11 protein-coding genes are annotated in these 15,226 nt (G+C 45.5%); 2 read left to right on the top strand and 9 right to left on the bottom strand.

The annotated features are described in order from the left end of the window. Nucleotides 1-549: a 2-oxoacid:acceptor oxidoreductase family protein gene (locus MKHDV_RS13835; RefSeq protein WP_160716280.1), complete on the top strand. Its 549-nt coding sequence runs from the start codon at nucleotides 1-3 to the stop codon at nucleotides 547-549. Between the two features lie 352 nt (nucleotides 550-901). Here the strand turns inward: MKHDV_RS13835 and MKHDV_RS13830 are convergent, their stop codons facing one another. The 9 genes from MKHDV_RS13830 to MKHDV_RS13790 form a co-directional block, all read right to left on the bottom strand. Beyond that, nucleotides 902-2,230, bottom strand: coding sequence for a transcription antitermination factor NusB (locus MKHDV_RS13830; RefSeq protein ID WP_160716278.1), 1,329 nt, complete (start codon nucleotides 2,228-2,230; stop codon nucleotides 902-904). A gap of 34 nt (nucleotides 2,231-2,264) precedes the next feature. Next, complete coding sequence (locus MKHDV_RS13825) at nucleotides 2,265-3,110, bottom strand: DUF116 domain-containing protein (protein WP_160716276.1); 846 nt, start codon at nucleotides 3,108-3,110, stop codon at nucleotides 2,265-2,267. Nucleotides 3,111-3,123: 13 nt separating this feature from the next. Then, entirely contained in the window at nucleotides 3,124-4,113 is a 990-nt protein-coding gene (gene fmt, locus MKHDV_RS13820; protein WP_160716274.1) for a methionyl-tRNA formyltransferase, read from the bottom strand. Next, nucleotides 4,098-4,598, bottom strand: a complete 501-nt coding sequence (def, locus tag MKHDV_RS13815; protein WP_160716272.1) for a peptide deformylase — start codon at nucleotides 4,596-4,598, stop codon at nucleotides 4,098-4,100. The genes fmt and def overlap by 16 nt, the downstream gene beginning before the upstream one ends. Nucleotides 4,599-4,969: 371 nt before the next feature. Then, nucleotides 4,970-5,749, bottom strand: a complete 780-nt coding sequence (locus MKHDV_RS13810) for a lipopolysaccharide assembly protein LapB (protein WP_160716270.1) — start codon at nucleotides 5,747-5,749, stop codon at nucleotides 4,970-4,972. Nucleotides 5,750-5,752: 3 nt separating this feature from the next. Further along, nucleotides 5,753-8,191, bottom strand: coding sequence for a DNA gyrase subunit A (gene gyrA / locus MKHDV_RS13805; protein ID WP_160716268.1), 2,439 nt, complete (start codon nucleotides 8,189-8,191; stop codon nucleotides 5,753-5,755). A gap of 9 nt (nucleotides 8,192-8,200) precedes the next feature. Next, nucleotides 8,201-10,597 (bottom strand): DNA topoisomerase (ATP-hydrolyzing) subunit B, encoded by a 2,397-nt coding sequence (gene gyrB, locus MKHDV_RS13800; RefSeq protein ID WP_160716266.1) that lies wholly within the window; start codon nucleotides 10,595-10,597, stop codon nucleotides 8,201-8,203. Further along, the gene (gene dnaN, locus MKHDV_RS13795) at nucleotides 10,597-11,751 is read right to left on the bottom strand and encodes a DNA polymerase III subunit beta (protein WP_160716264.1); all 1,155 of its coding nucleotides are present in this window, start codon (nucleotides 11,749-11,751) and stop codon (nucleotides 10,597-10,599) included. The genes gyrB and dnaN overlap by 1 nt, the downstream gene beginning before the upstream one ends. A gap of 135 nt (nucleotides 11,752-11,886) precedes the next feature. Then, nucleotides 11,887-13,116, bottom strand: coding sequence for a DnaA ATPase domain-containing protein (locus MKHDV_RS13790; RefSeq protein ID WP_216846931.1), 1,230 nt, complete (start codon nucleotides 13,114-13,116; stop codon nucleotides 11,887-11,889). A gap of 969 nt (nucleotides 13,117-14,085) precedes the next feature. On the opposite strand from MKHDV_RS13790, the gene MKHDV_RS13785 reads away from it, so the two are divergent. Next, nucleotides 14,086-15,006: an RNA pseudouridine synthase gene (locus tag MKHDV_RS13785; RefSeq protein ID WP_160716260.1), complete on the top strand. Its 921-nt coding sequence runs from the start codon at nucleotides 14,086-14,088 to the stop codon at nucleotides 15,004-15,006. The last annotated feature ends 220 nt before the right edge of the window (nucleotides 15,007-15,226 follow it).

Raw genomic sequence — 15,226 nt, 5'->3', positions numbered from 1 at the left:
ATGTATCAGGACGTTATTATCGCCGGCTTCGGTGGTCAGGGTGTTATGCTCATTGGTAACCTGCTCGCATACGCAGGTATGGAAGCAGGCCAAGAAGTTACTTACATCCCAGTTTACGGTCCGGAAATGCGCGGCGGTACTGCAAACTGCACCGTTGTAATTTCTTCAGAAGACATTGGTTCACCGATTATCCAGAGCCCTAAAGCTCTGATCATCATGAACCAGCCTTCTCTCGACAAATTTCAGCCTAAACTCATCGACGGTGGCATTCAGATTCTGAACTCCTCACTCGTTGATGCAGCTAAAGCTGAAGACCGTGTAACAACCTACACAGTGCCAGCTAACGAAATCGCCGATGGCCTCGGTAACACTCGTATGGCAAACATGGTTGCACTCGGCGCTTACGTGCAGGCAACTGGCTGTGTGCCATTAGAACAGGTTAAAGAATCTCTTAAATCTGTTATTAGCTCCCGCTACGGTCACTTGATCCCTAAAAACGCTGAAGCTCTTCAAGCTGGCGCGGATCACGTAGCAGAGCAGATGAAGTAAGCTACCCTTACTTCTTAGTTTGAAATAATGAAGCCCTCACGCCATTGGTGTGAGGGCTTTTTTGATGGGTAAAGAAGTGACAACTTGCCTCCGGCGGTTGGGCTGAAACTTTTGCAAAAGTTTCCCCCAGACCCCCTTCAAAACTTTTTAGTTGCGAGGTCTTTCTTTGTTTAAGATTCACTCGCGGCTTTTGCATCACTACCTTTCACAAACAGAAAAAGGGTGGAGTTAAAAACTCCACCCTTTTTTTATTCGCTAGAAAAGAGATATACCTAATCGGGGTCAAGGGGACGCGTCCCCTTGTGGGGTGCAGGGGCAACGCCCTGCCCGCCGGAGGCAACAAAGTCTTTATTTAAGGCTTTCTCAACAACGCCACGTAGAAATATTCGCCGTACTCGCTATCGTCTGGAGTGTTCCATTCTTTTTCGAGTGTAGCTTCTGGATGACGTTCAAGGAATGCCTGAACCTGTTTTTCGTTCTCGTCTGGGTTAATTGTACAAGTCATGTACACGAGCAGTCCGCCCTCTTTGAGAACAGAGAATGTGTTCTCCATGATTGCTTTCTGAACATCAACGAGATCTGAAATACCTTCGGTTGTGCGATGGTAACGCACATCTGGACGACGAGAGAGAGTACCGAAGCCGGAACATGGTACGTCTGCAATAATGGTCGCTGGTGGTTCTTCTTCAAACGGAGAACCTTTCTTTGGAGACTCAGCAGCAGACATAAGAAGGGATTCTGGTGGATACATTGCAAGTCGTTCTGCTTCTTCGCGAAAGCCCAAAAGACGTTTACGTGAAGTATCAGAAGCAAAAGTAACGTCCACATCCTGTTCGAGCAACGCGTAGGTTTTACCACCACGTCCGCAACAACAGTCCCAAACTGGTCCATCCCAAGTTTCCGGATGAGCTTCACGCAGAACTTCCTGCGATGCCATGGACTGACGGGAAACAAGGCCGTCGTTGATCATGGTTTTAAGCTCTGCTGGCTGAGCACCTGCTGGATACATTACACCGTAACCGATAGTCTTGGTGCTTTTGCCGTCGTCTGAAAGCTCGTTAACGAGATCCATACCGGCTTCAAATGTCTGGTTAACGCGAATACCGAGCGGTGCATGCTTCTGAGCGTTTGCGAGAAGAATCTGGGTACGTTCTGCCCCGTATGCATCCATCCATGAAGTAACAATCCACTCAGGCATGGAATGCCATGCTGCTAAGAGTGCGTTGTCTGACATGCCTTCTTTACGAAGCGATTCCATGTCGTGGACTTTATCACCCATACGGTCGAGGTTACGCAGTACAGCGTTTGCCAGTTTACCAAGACCTAATGAGAAACGTTTTTTTACGTACCCTACACACCAATCAACGGATGCGTAGACAGGAATACGGTCAAGGTAGAGCATTTCGTACGCTGCAAGCCCCATTACGTTCGCGGCTTTTTTAGGCAGTTTCGAACCATCCTTCAGGAACAATCCCAAAAGAGCTTCAATACGCCCTTTGTAGCGCAAAAATCCATACACCAGCTCTGTACACAGAGCAGAGTCCTGTGCAGTAATCTTCTGGTTGTTGAGCTGGTAATCCAGCGCTGCCTGAACGTCGCGGCCTTTATCTAAAACCTGTGAGATAACTTCAAGCGCAACCGAACGAGCTGGCGGTAATGCTGAATCTTTAAGTCTTACCATATATATTCCTTGAAAATTTCTTTCGTTGTGTCTTTTAACACTTTGTATCAGCGTGACCGAATGCAGCTTCGAAAAGCAACGGCGGCGCTGGATTATTGATGAACATACGCAAAGCGCGTTCCATTGAAAGCTCCGGCACGGTTGTATCAAGACACGGGCCGCACGGACGTTCATTCAATACGCCATACACAGGGAGCGGATATGTATCTTGGATACCGGAAGTAAGATCGCGCTCACATGCCACGGCAATAATAAATTTTGGTCGTTCTTTCACCACAATACGACGGGCGATTGTGCCACCTGTCGCAATGGCAAACTTTACGCCGTAATGATCACGTAATTTGAGCAGCATAGCCACGGGGCAACGCCCGCAGCGCTTACAGTTATCAACATTGTAGGAAAGGCGCAGCGAACAGTCGCTTGCCTGCAAACAATGCGGCGTAAGAATTAAAATATCGTTTGCTTCGAACTTACCGTTCTCGGATCGCACTAATTCATTATTCACACGAATAAACGACTGCCGAACTTTGGACTTTTGTATACCCAGCAAACGGGCAAACATCGTCATTAACGGCAGGAATATTCGAATCGTTAAACCACGCATTTTAGCACTTCCAAGCACGGCTCTGCCTTTAAGAATCTGCAAAACAAGCCCGAGGGTTGCCCAGCTGATGCAAAAAATAGCCGAACCGAAAAGAAGACCAAAAATATACGGTAATGATGGATGAATATTGGAAAAACCAATGAACGGGATAATCCACCCTGCAAGCAAAATTGCACACAGCAAAGCAGAAGTGCCCGTAATCAAGCCAATAAATAGCCTTTTACGAGCTCCGTAATACCGTTCTGGATTATCGAGATCTTTTTTATGAAACAGCATTTTATTCTTTATGTTAACAAAGCCCTTCGCCTGAACAGGTAGCATCATCACACTGAGCAAGATACCCGCAGGCAAATGCTTTGGCGTCCATCACTTTTTTATTCGCAGGGCGCAGTTTACGTACTAAGTACGCACGGTCAGCGGTTGCGATAGCAATAGCGTCATCCTGCAATCCAAGTACTGTTCCCGGCTTAATAACTTCTTCAAGGTCAGGGCCGATTGTACCCGGTTCAATAGCAACACGGACAGACTTCTTACCGGCACGTTCAAGGATAAAATATCCACCCGGCCAAGGAGAAATACCACGTAAATGCGCGTGTAATTCCAAAGCAGATTTACTCCAGTCCAACAGCCCGTCTGCTTTAACTAATTTTGCAGCATGGGTAGAGCGATTATGATCCTGCACTTTCGGGTGCAAATCGCCAACAACGAGCTTTTGCAGTGATTCAACCAATAATTCGCCGCCGAGCACTGCAAGTTCATCATGCAGGGTGCCCGCAGTATCGTCAATGCCAATAGCAAGCGCACGCTGTAACAGAATAGGCCCTGAGTCCAAGCCCTTTTCCATCTGCATAATAGTGATGCCGGTAACAGGGTCACCATTCATAATTGCGCGCTGGATAGGCGCTGCGCCACGATATTTAGGCAACAAAGATGCATGAACATTAATTGCGCCATGCGTTGCAATATCAAGCACACGCTGTGGAAGAATAAGTCCATACGCAGCAACAAGAAGAACATCAGGCTTGAGTGCTTTAAGCTGCTCAACATCCGCATCTTCTTTAAAATTCAACGGCTGATAAATATCGAAGCCTTTTTCAAGGGCGAGCGATTTTACAGCAGAAGGCTTGCACACCTGACCACGTCCACAAGGACGATCCGGCTGTGAATACACGCCTACAACTTCAGCTCCATCCCACTGAGAAACACGGTCAAGAATTGTTGCCGCAAACTCAGGAGTGCCCATGTATACAACGCGAAGTTTACTTACCGCTTCTGCCATTTCTTCACTCTTTTGTCGTACATGGAACGTTTAAGACGGCTGATTTTATCGATAAAGAGCACACCATCAAGATGATCAAGTTCATGCTGCAAACAAATAGCAAGAAGACCATCCGCTTCAATAGTAACGTCATTACCTTCCAAATCCTGCGCTTTAACAACGACAGTCTCGGAACGCTTAAGCTTGGTGCGGTAACCTGGAACTGACAGACAGCCTTCTTCAGAATCACAAGAGCCATCTGCAGAAAGAATAACTGGATTAATAAGTGTCATCAGTTCGTTACGTACTTCAGGGCCGGATACGTCGATAACAACAAGACGATGCAACGCACCAACCTGCGGTGCGGCAAGGCCAACGCCCTCTTCTTCGTACATGGTCTCAACCATGTTCGCAGCAAGCTCTCTAATTTCTTTGGTAACTTCTTCGACAGGCTTGCTTTTTTCTGCAAGGCGGCTGTCCGGGTAATGTAATACTTCGCAAATCATATATATCTCCTCCCAGTCTCTCTTCGACCGGAACGGTTGTATGCTCTGTCTTCAAAAAAGACAATTTTTGATCACACCATTTATTAATATAAGTACGATTGTACTTACTGTGAAGATGTGTGTGTTATGCCTCTGGCGGCTCTCCGAGGGGCAAGGGCTCCGCCCTGCACCCGCAAGGGGGGCGCCCCCTTGACCGCGATAAGGTCTTTTTTCTTCAACATAGATTAATTGTTAGCCAATTAATAAAAACCTCGTCCCCCTTACTATTTTTCAGGAGGGGGAGTGCAGAGGGGGAACCTCGTTTTTTTAAAAAACGGGGTTCCCCCTCTGCCCGCCGGAGGCAAAAAATAAATCTACCTAAATCAATAAATTTATTTCTGTAAATTCTTCAACCTGAACTCCACGACTCGCGGATTCGGGTAGGTATCGCGAATTTCCTGCAACAGAGTTATAGCTTTACGCGGCTTTTCCTGCTGTTCATAGATATCTGCAAGCAACAGCTTAGCGCGCGCCATGAGTGTTACTTCGACGCCCTCATATTGCAACAAATTATTCAAATTCTGTTCTGCTTCAATATAATTACCGAGATAGGCATACGCCTGTGACAGGTCATAAATACAGTATTGTTTGTGCTCAGGGTTATCGTACTCAAGCTCGCGACAATCTTTAAATGCATCCACTGCCAACCCGTAATCACCACGCATAAGATACGCTTTGCCGAGATTCGCATAGGCTGTGGCTTCTTCATCGATTGTAACTTCAGGAGCACTTAATAACTGTGACCAAGCTATTGTTGCTTCAGACCAGAGCCCGCTCTCTATGAACATATTCCCTTTGCTTATGAGAATCTGTCTGTAGCGTGCGGAGTCACCTGAATATTCCAGCAACATTGCATCGAGCAACTCGATGGCTCTGTTTTTATTTCCCCGAACTGTGCCGGTAATTTCTACAAGACGGTTCCAGACCTTCCAGCGTTCTGCACCATCATCGTTATCTCGCAGATAGCGTTGATAAAACCGCTCTGCTTCCGTGTACTCTTTATTAATAAATGCTTTGCGAGCTTTGGAAAGTTCATCCTCAGTCTCCGACTGCATGCAGCCGGAGATGAGGATGATTACCATCACAAGAAGCAAGAGAACGCTTCGGTTCATTCGCTATTCCTGATCGTCCTGCTGTTGTTCAAGAACACGGTCAAACCCTACAACGTGTCCGCCTTTGGCCATGTTAACCAGACGTACACCCTGTGTTGCGCGACCTACAGAACGAATTTCTTTAACTCCCATGCGGATAACTTTGTTATCGGAAGTCAGAAGAATAAGTTCATCTTCAAGGAGTACTGGGATTGCGCCGAGCACTTTACCGGTTTTCGGTGTGACCTTGAAGTTGATAATACCTTTACCGCCACGAGTCTGGATACGGTAAAGATCAATACGGGTACGTTTACCGTAGCCGTTTTCTGCAACAGTCATAATTTCGCAATCAGTATCTTCACGCAGGGTTACACAAGCTACAACCTTGTCTTCGCCTTTGAGAGCAATACCTTTTACGCCGGTTGCGGAACGACCCATTGCACGAACATCGGTGCATGAGAAGCGGATAGCAATACCGGATGCTGTTGTCAGAACAGTCTGACAGCCGTCGTCAACTTCACGAACCATGATCAGTTCGTCATTTTCTTTAAGACCAACAGCAATGATGCCGGTTCGACGGCTTTTCTTGTACAGTTCAGCGCTTGAACGCTTAACCATGCCGTTCTTGGTAGCAAAGAGGAAGAAACGATCCGGCTCAAAGTCACGTACGCACAGAACTGTTGTGATCCACTCACTGTTTTCGAGCGGCAACAGGTTCGCGATATGTACGCCTTTCGCAGTACGGGAACCTTCTGCAACCTGATGCACCTTCATCTGGAACATACGTCCCTTGTTACTGAAGAGAAGCAGATGCTGATGGTTGGAGGTAGTCAGGAAGTCCTGAACAAAGTCTCCGTCACCTGTATGCAGTCCGGCAATACCTTTACCACCACGACGCTGAGCACGGTACACTTCAAGTGTAGTACGCTTAATGTAGCCACGGCGGGAAAGGGTAATTACTACGTCATCGTCAGGAATGAGATCTTCGATTTCAATGCCGTCGAGTTCATCGAACTCAATAGCGGTACGACGAGGTGTAGTATATCTTTCATTAATATATTCAAGTTCTTCACGAATAACGCCACGAAGTACTTCTCTGTTTTCGAGAATAGATGTGAGATATTCGATCACTTTCAAAAGCTCGGTGTATTCTTCAAGAAGTTTTTCGTGCTCAAGGTTGGTCAGACGCTGGAGGCGCATATCGAGAATGGCCTGTGCCTGAACATCTGAAAGTTCAAAACGTTCTTTAAGAGCAAGTTTTGCATCCTGTGCATTGGAAGATGCACGAATAATTTTAACCACTTCATCAATGTTATCGAGAGCAATACGCAAACCTTCGAGAATGTGTGCGCGTGCTTCTGCTTTACGCAGATCGTAACGAGTACGACGAATAATAACTTCGCGGCGGTGATCAAGGAAATGAAGCAGCGCGGTGCGTAAGTTAAGAAGCTGTGGCTTGTTGTTATAAACAGCCAACATGTTGATACCGAAGGAGGTTTCCAACGGAGTAAACTTGTACAGGGAGTTAATAACAATCTCAGGAATAGTGCCGCGCTTCAGGTCGATAACAACGCGAATACCTCTACGGTCAGATTCGTCACGAAGATCTGTAATACCTTCGATTTTGCGATCGTTAACGAGAGAAGCAATTTTTTCTACCAGTGAAGACTTGTTGAGTGCGTAAGGAATCTCTCTGATTACGAGAGACTGAAGTCCTTTTTTGCGATCTTCAATTTCAAGCTTACCGCGAACTTTAACAGTACCGCGACCGGTATTATATGCATCCACAAGACCTTTACCCGCGTAGCAGAAACCGCCGGTCGGGAAGTCAGGACCTTTTACGTGCTCCATAAGCTGGGACACGGTGGTGTCTCGGTCTTCAAGCAAAAGAAAGAGTGCGCCAATCAATTCGCCAAGGTTATGCGGCGGAATGTTGGTAGCCATACCAACCGCAATACCGGAAGTACCGTTAAGCAGTAAGTTAGGCACCTTGGTAGGCAGCACACTTGGTTCGAGAAGAGTGTTATCGTAGTTAGCACGGAACTCGACAGTTTCTTTTTCGATATCGCTAAGGAACTCACCAGCAAGACGGGACATGCGTGATTCAGTGTAACGCATTGCCGCTGCGGCATCGCCGTCGATGGAACCAAAGTTACCCTGGCCGTCAACAAGCGGATCGCGCATTGCGAACGGCTGCGCCATACGTACCAACGCATCGTAAACAGCAGAGTCACCATGCGGGTGATACTTACCAATTACGTCACCGACGATACGGGCTGATTTTTTATGGCCACGGCCGTAAGAGTTGCCCAGCTCATGCTGTGCATACATAATACGTCTGTGTACCGGCTTAAGACCATCTCGGGCATCCGGAATAGCACGGCCGACAATAACACTGAGGGAATACTCAAGATATGCTTTCTTGAGTTCCTCTTCGATAGTAATTTGCGGTTCTAGTGACACGTACCTCTCCTAAATATCCAGTTCCTGCACGTTAAGCGCATTTCGTTCAATGAATTCACGGCGCGGCTCTACTTTGTCACCCATGAGTTTCTCAAAGGTTTCACTTGCTTCTTCCGCATCATCAATTTTGACCTGCAAGAACACGCGGTTTTCCGGGTTCATTGTAGTTTCCCACAACTGATCAGGGTTCATCTCACCAAGACCTTTGTAACGCTGTACGTTCAACCCTTTGCGAGCTTCCAGCATAACGGTATCTACCAGATCGAGTACGTCATCCACTTCGGACACATTGTCTTTACGACGTAAGGTGAAGTTTAGACCACCGCACATACTGCGCAGATCATCAAAGGCAATGTACGGAACCTTGTACATTTTGGAGTTGAAGAACTCTGTACCGATACGGGTACGGTGTCCGTTTAAATCTTCAAAAACGAGGAAGGTGCGAGAATCAATCTCATCTTCTTCTTTCTCGATAGCTACGGAATAACCACGCTCTTCGAGCAGCGCGCCAAGTCCGTTAAGTTTCTCTTCTTCGAAGTTTTCAGGGAAAAGACGTTTATCGTGATCAAGGAAGGCGCGGAAAAGATCATCTTTAACGCCCACATTCTCTACCTCACGCATTTTTCCTTTAATGGAACGCACGGTAGCTAAAAGTCCTTTTAGGTCCTCTCCGGCGAATTCTACGCCATTAGCGCCTACAATAACGAGGTCTTTCACTACGCGTTCAAGAAGGAACGTTGTGAGCTCTTCATCATCTTTAATGAAACGCTCAAAACGCGACGAATGTGCACGGTACAATGGAGGCTGTGCAATATAGAGGTGACCACGGAGAATAAGTTCGCGGTACTGACGGAAGAAGAAAGTGAGCAGCAGCGTACGAATGTGCGCGCCGTCCACGTCCGCATCTGTCATAATAACGATCTTATGATAGCGGAGTTTATCGTAATCAGTATCTTCTTCACCGATACCGGCACCCATTGCGGTAATCATCGCCTTAATCTCTTTGTTCGCGAGCATCTTGTCGAAACGTGTTTTTTCAACGTTCAAGATTTTACCACGAAGAGGCAGAATAGCCTGCGAGTTAGGGTCACGACCCTGTTTCGCAGAACCACCCGCAGAGTCACCTTCCACGATGTAGAGTTCAGACTCTTCCGGCTTTTTAGACTGGCAGTCAGCAAGTTTACCCGGCAGTGAGTTGTCACCGAGAGCACCTTTACGGCGCACAAGATCTTTTGCTTTACGCGCAGCATCACGAGCACGAGCCGCATCAACAGCTTTTTCAATTACTGTACGTGCGTCTTTCGGATTTTCTTCAAAATAGGTCATCAGCTGTTCGTACACGAGGGTAGACACAATACCGGCAACTTCACTGTTACCAAGTTTTGTTTTTGTCTGGCCTTCAAACTGCGGCTGAGGAATTTTTGCGCTGATAACGCCGGTAAGACCTTCACGAACATCATCACCGGAAAGCTTTACTTTGTACTTACGCGGCAAATCTGCTGCCTGAATGTAGGCATTGATTGCGCGGGTAAGTGCTGTTTTAAAGCCCTGAAGGTGAGTACCACCCTCTTTGGTGCGAATGTTGTTACAAAAAGTCAGTAAGTTTTCTTTGTAGCTGGCATTGTACTGCAATGCATATTCAACAAAGATATTCTTATGTGCTCCGGTACCGTTACCGCTACCGTAGATAATAGAATGCATGCCACCTTCGCCGGTGTTCATGTCTTTTACAAACTGTTTAATACCACCCTCTGCTTTAAAAACAGAAGATTCACCGGAACGTTCATCGCTAAATGAAATCTCAAGACCGGAGTTAAGGTATGCGAGTTCTTCAAAACGTTTTTTAAGCGTTTCAAAAATAAACTGGTTCGTTTCAAAAATTTCTTCATCAGGACGGAAGCGGATGGTTGTACCACGGCGTCTTGAAGTACCTATCTCATCAACGCCGGTAACAGGAACACCACGCTCGTAGCGCTGTTTGTAGCGGGAACCATCTCTGTCGATGATGACTTCAAGAGATTCTGACAACGCGTTTACACAAGAAACACCAACGCCGTGCAGGCCGCCGGATACTTTGTAAGCATCGTTATCAAATTTACCGCCTGCGTGCAGAACAGTCATAACAACTTCTACCGCTGGGCGTTTTTCTTTCGGGTGCATATCAACAGGAATACCACGGCCGTTATCTTGAACAGTTACGCTGTTATCAAGATGGATCTTTACTGTGACCTTGTCACAAAATCCTGCCATGGCTTCATCAATGGAGTTATCAACAACTTCATATACGAGATGATGTAAACCGCGAACGTCCGTACTGCCGATATACATCGCAGGACGTTTACGAACCGCGGAAAGTCCCTCAAGAATTTGGATACTGTCCGCAGTATACTGACTCTTATTAGTCATTAAACTTCTTCCTCGCTGTAGTAAGTCTCTTCTACAATCTTCATTGGCATAATAATCACTGTGTATTCAGGATCGTCACTACCGCGTAAACCACATGGGCCTTCTGTACCGGTAAGGATAAAGGTCAACTTTTCGGATTGGTAGTGATTGAGGATTTCGATCAGATTACGTGTCGGGAACGCGATTTTTTCTATGTCACCAGAAACTTCTGCGTCCACGTATTCTTTTGCTATGCCTACTTCCTGTCCCTGAGATGCAAGCTCCACTTCACTGCCGTTAAAGGTGAAGTAGGTGCAGCGATTGTTGTCTGTGTTGAAAATGAGGAGACGATCAAGTGCGTCGATCATAAGCTTACGATCAACAGAAAGCTTGGTCACATCATCACAACCCAGGCGGGATAAGAATGAATTGTAATCAGGATACTGGTAGTAAGACAGAGGAATAGTGAAAACCTCACGCTTATCGCCAGTACGGAAGAAGAGACGTTTATTATCAATATTCAACTCGATTTCGTCGCCACCGAGCCATTTTTTAAGTTCGTTCAGATATTTCTTCTGTAAAAGAATACCGTCTTCTGGAAGCAGTGCGTGTAGTTCATCATTAAGGAAACGCTGCATTGAGAACTGGTGTCCGTTAAGACCGCAGGCTTCAATGTATTGGTCTTCCTTTGGTTTGATGGCAAGACAAGCGATCGCTTCCATGGTGTCTTCATCAGAAATACAAAAAGAAATTTTATCGATTACTTCCTGAAGGAAGTCTCCTGACCAGTAAACTGAATTTGCTTCAGGGAAATCTGAGAAGTTCTGAAACCAAGTCGCTTCGTTTACAGGAAGCTTGTAACGCTTTCTTCCTTGTTCAATAAGAAGGTTCTTGCTGTCTTCTTCAAGACGAAGAGTGATTTCGCCTGTAGGCATTTTCTTAACCAGATCAACAAATGCTCTGCCTTGAACTCCAGCCAGTCCTTCCTCTGTTACCTCTGCTGTATAGTTACCGCTGAATTCAATATTTGAGTCAGTGGAAAAAATCTGCAGTGTACCGCCTTCGGCTCTAAGCCAGATGGAACGTAAGTAGGCTGCTCCCGTCTTGGCAGGAATGATATTCGCAGCTTTCAGGAGACCGTCAATGACGTCTTCTTTAAATACTTTTAAATACATATGATCTCCTTGTAGTTGTTGTAGGGGGTGTCACTATGTTATTAACTGAGATAAATGATTGATTTTGCATAGAGTTTTTATGTCACTTTAATTCACCCGTTAGTAACCGGGTGCGCGTAACTGAAGGAGTGTTTTTTATTTCGTGGCAGTTAAGCACTTTTCCTTCAGCTCGTTTATTAAAAGTTTCGTATCTTTGTTCGTAACTATAAATTTCTTAATTTTATTAACTGCATAGATAACTGTAGAATGGTCTTTTCCGCCGAACATTCTGCCAAGTGCAGGATACGAAGAACCAAGCAGTGTACGGGTCAGGTACATGGCAACTTGTCTTGCGAGTACGATTTTCTGATGTCGTTTTTCACTCAACAAATCTTTCGTCTGTAGCATGTAGTGTTCTGCTACCACCCCTATAATAATGTCAGAGGTAAGCGGATTGGATTTTGTATTATCCGTGTGCTCGATAATCTGATTAAATTCATATTCAGATACTTCAGTGTGCATAAGGTCTTTAAATGCCGCCAATTTAAGCAGCACACCCTGTAACAATCTAAAGTTATCAAAGCGCTGACAGAGTAAAATGATCTGATCATTTGTCAGCTTTATTTGATTATCTTTCAGATGGTTGGTGGCATATTTTATTCTGATGTCCATATCCTGCGGCTTCAGTTGAGCCAGCAGTCCCCACTCCAGACGGGAGCGTAAGGTGGGCAGCAAAAAGTCATGTGCAGTCAATCCATCCGTACAACAGAATACCATCTGCTTATTATTGTCATGGAATGCATCAAAGAGCGCTATCAACTCTTCTTGTAGAATTGGAAACTCTTCCAACCGTTGCAAATCATCCAGCAAGAAAAAATCTTTCTGAACAATATTTTTGCGCATCTCAAATCGGGCGCCGGGGCTGCCGTCCTGATACAACGCAGCAAGATCTTCAACGTTCCCTAAGAACATTGAATTTTCTCCGCGATGTTCGATGATTGAGTGTGCAATAGCACGCAATAGATGGGTTTTTCCGCTTCCGGAAGGGCCTGCAATAACTAACGGATTATATTTTGGGGAAATATCCGCTTTGGCAACTTCCTTAGCACTCGCAACAGGAAACACATTTTTAGCGTTGTGCAAAAACGTATCGAATGTGAACTGATTGTTGAGCATTGTACGGCTAATTACCGGTGCAGTTTGCTCCTGCACAGTTGTACCTGATGGAGGCGCTACTTGTGTCGTTGTAACAGGTGTCGGGTCCGCAAGGGGAGTGTCATACAACACAACCACTTCAGGACTAATGTAATCCCGTACAGCCTGTTCCAGAGCAGCTTTTCCGTGTGTAGTGAACCATGAGCCGAAAAAAGCGTGAGGAAAGGCCACGGATACACTTTTTTCTACATCACCATAGTGTATCGTGAGGGGGTCGAACCAGTTACGCAGATCCTTTTCAGGATACTGTTGTTCGAGGAAATTTCTCAGCCCGTTTTTCAGCAAAATAAATATACTACTTCTGGTTGGTTATTAGCAAAAGTTGCCGTTAAATTTCTTGTATATAAAATCAGGCAACGTAACCTTAGTTATATATCAAAAAACAAAGGGTAAGCCAAGCAATCGCCGTTCTGAGCCTGTTTTTTTCGACAACATGAGCCACGGGCTATCTTCCCTCATTTCAAGGCATTCTGCGGGTGTTATGTTCGAAATAGGTCAGCAGGCTAAAAAAAATCATAAAAAATAATTCTTACGATTATTGTTTGTAGCCTGCTTTGTCGGGGGCTTTTGAGTATTTTATTGCCTCCGGCGGACAGGCGGGCTCACCCCAAGGGCACTTGTTCCCGTACCGCTCGCAGACTCGCGAACGGTTGACTGGCGCCGCCCCCCCTGTACCCCCGCAAGGGGACACTGTCCCCTTTACCCCTTTTACGGGGCTTTTTTTATGGGAGTGATCTCCCTTTTTATTATCGTAGGGGGAATACTTAATTGTTTGGATTTCGTGATGAACCTTCTCTTTAGTTGTTAGGAACAAGTTATGTACAAAGATAAATGTTCGTAAAATGTTGTTTGATTTCTCTTTGAAAAAAGTGAGATACAAAAGTTACGAACATTTTCCACTGATAGGAGTTATGAACACCTTGTAGATAACTTCTCCGTAGTAGCCAATTGAAATATGTTGCAGTACAACTGCGGGATACAAAATTTGAATATTCGAACGTTTTGCGTGAGCACGAATTTTTGTCAGCCCTAAAAGGCTCAAGCGGACAGTGCCCTTGAGGTGAACCCGCCTTACGTCGGAGAGAAGCACGCGTAGCAGACCCTTCAGAGATAATCTATCGTGGCTAATAAAGGATCTACATGGGACAGGTTGAATTTGTTACGGTAACGCCGGAGGAAGCCGGTCAGAAGTTGTTGCAGTTTTTGCAACGCAGAGTTGATAAAAATGTTCCTAAAAGCGCAATGATGCGCTGGATCAGAACCGGACAGGTGCGTGTAAATAAAGGGCGTACGAAGCCTTTTATTCGGTTGGAGCTGGACGATATGGTGCGGATTCCGCCTTATACTATTGATGAGTCAGGGCTCTCTTCTGAACAGAGAAAAGAGGAACAAGGTTCCGCAAAAGAAAATATTGAGCTGACGATTGTCGGTGAAGCTGATGGGTTGCTTGTTTTGCACAAGCCTGCTGGCTTACCGGTTCAACCGGGAACAGGTCATACTGACGCTGTTACGACACGCTTGAAATTAAAATATGCAGATGCACCTTTTTGCCCGACGCCTGCTCATCGATTAGATAAAAACACATCCGGCCTGTTGCTGGTTGCGACTAGCTATACCCGTTTGCAGGAATTGCATGAACTTTTACGCAACGAACATGCGCTGGGTAAGCATTACCTTGCATGGGTTGAAGGTAGATGGGAACATTCCGAAGCTGTGCAACTTCATGATCAACTGAGCAAACAGACGCAGGAAGATGGCAAAGAACGTATCGAGACCGGTGAGGGCAAAGATTCACTTTGTACTGTTACTCCGCTGCTCGTAACGGATAAAAAATCTTTGCTGCAGATATCATTACAAACAGGACGAACGCATCAGATCCGCGTGCAGCTTTCTAGTAGAAATCACCCTATTATCGGGGATGTAAAATATAACGGCTCCCCGAATCCGCAGGGAATGTTTCTTCATGCATGGCGAATTGTTTTGCCTACAGAAAAATTTATCTGTTTGCCAACATGGGAACATCCCTTCGATGTAGGGAACGAACTTATCGATAAAATTTAAATTTACTGACTTGAAAAAATAGCTAAAAAATATTTTTTTTTAGCCATATCTTTTTACAATCCAATTTTTACAAGTAAATTTTTTATATTTAATAAATCTTTTGCACCTCCACTCCTCAAAAGTCCCAAGGTAGTGGTTAATAGCCGCGAAAGAATAATAAAAACGTGCTGAACTCGCGAATAAAAGTTTTAGGAGATTCTTAAGAAGCCCTTTTTCAAAA

Source organism: Halodesulfovibrio sp. MK-HDV (genome assembly GCF_009914765.1).
GTDB lineage: Bacteria > Desulfobacterota > Desulfovibrionia > Desulfovibrionales > Desulfovibrionaceae > Halodesulfovibrio.
Note: the sequence above shows the minus strand (reverse complement) of the source record. Positions and strands in the feature narration are given on the sequence as shown.